The 1,249-nt window shown below is 52.4% G+C and carries 1 protein-coding gene and 1 pseudogene; both read right to left on the reverse strand.

The window, feature by feature from the left end; all coding sequences use genetic code 11:
* A partial coding sequence (traO, locus tag RTW80_RS25510) for a conjugal transfer protein TraO (protein WP_312720844.1) occupies positions 1 to 767 on the reverse strand: 767 nt, incomplete at its 3' end.
* Between the two features lie 2 nt (positions 768 to 769).
* Positions 770 to 1,249: pseudogene (gene traN / locus RTW80_RS25515) on the reverse strand (IncI1-type conjugal transfer protein TraN); the annotation flags it as partial.

The following is a 1,249-nucleotide window of genomic DNA, read 5'->3' on the forward strand; positions in this document are numbered from 1 at the left end:
TTCCAGCTCATCCGGTCGAAATGGATCTCCACGCCGTTACCCACCAGTTTGACTCCCGGACTGAACAGCGTTGCCCCTGCCCAGGGGCCAGCGGGAATGGTTGCGATAACCTTGGATGACGGGTTATCAGAATCCACTGCAGTATCAATATATGCCGGTATACGGGTCAGAGCAGGTATCAGTTGTATCCCTTTTTCTGCTACAGGCGTGGACAGGCTGGCATTCTGTAATGCGAATTGCTGCGTACCATTCTGCCCTGTTGTTTCTGCCGGAGATTTATTCCACATAGTCGTTGCTATGGTTGGTGTACTACCGGCAGGATGCTGATCTTTTATTCTTACAATCAGCTTTTGCAGCCGCTCCATACGTTTTTCACTGGCTGCTCGATCCTCCTGTGGTGTGCCGGAAGCCTGGCGATGAGCATAGTTTTCCGGTTTTGCTGCAGGCTGTTGTTGCTTTTCCGGAGTGTCCGGAATATCAAGCCCCTGTGGAAGACTGGCAATGAACGTCTGATTATTGCGGGCTGCAGCTGCGGCCCCTCGTTCATTATCCGCTCTTAACAGTTCACGATAGTGAGGCGTTTCGGTAACGCTGCGCGTTCCGCCGCTTGCTGCACTGTTAATGTTCACGGCTGACTGCATATCGCTGTTACTCCCTGATAGTTTGGAAAACGCGATATAGCCGCCGCCAAATAAGATGATGCTGCCCAGTCCAAGCAGGGCAGCCAGTTTCTTTCCGGATTTACCGGCATCCTGTTCAGCACTCATGATTACTCCAGTTCTGGTGTCACGTGAACGGACTGGCCATTCACAGAGAAAGTCAGTAGTGGGGTGACGGGAAGTTTCCAGAGATGAGTTCCGTCGGCAGAGGACAAGGTCTGTTCAAATTCATCGCGCAACATCGCCCGGGAACGAACCAGAAGGTCATCGCCGTGTTGCCAGATCGTTGTATCCGGGACATTACCTGTGAATTTCAGCCTCTTAACTGAAGGGTCCCGGGGAGGAATACCATCCAGAAATGCCTGTAATGTTGCATCATGCAGGGCGATCTTATCCGTCGGGATGGAGACAACCGGGCTGGTTGGTCCCTGCCGTGGTATTCGCAGATCCAGACGACTGTCCATTTCTTGACTGGATGACGGCGTATCTGTTTCGCCACTGGTTACGTTCAGGATGACCGGTACCGACAGACCTTTCAGGTAGACAGAAATATTTCCGGATGCCCATGGCCGCAATGGTGTGATTGTCAC

Source organism: Escherichia sp. AM3, assembly GCF_032029835.1.
Lineage (GTDB): Bacteria > Pseudomonadota > Gammaproteobacteria > Enterobacterales > Enterobacteriaceae > Escherichia > Escherichia coli.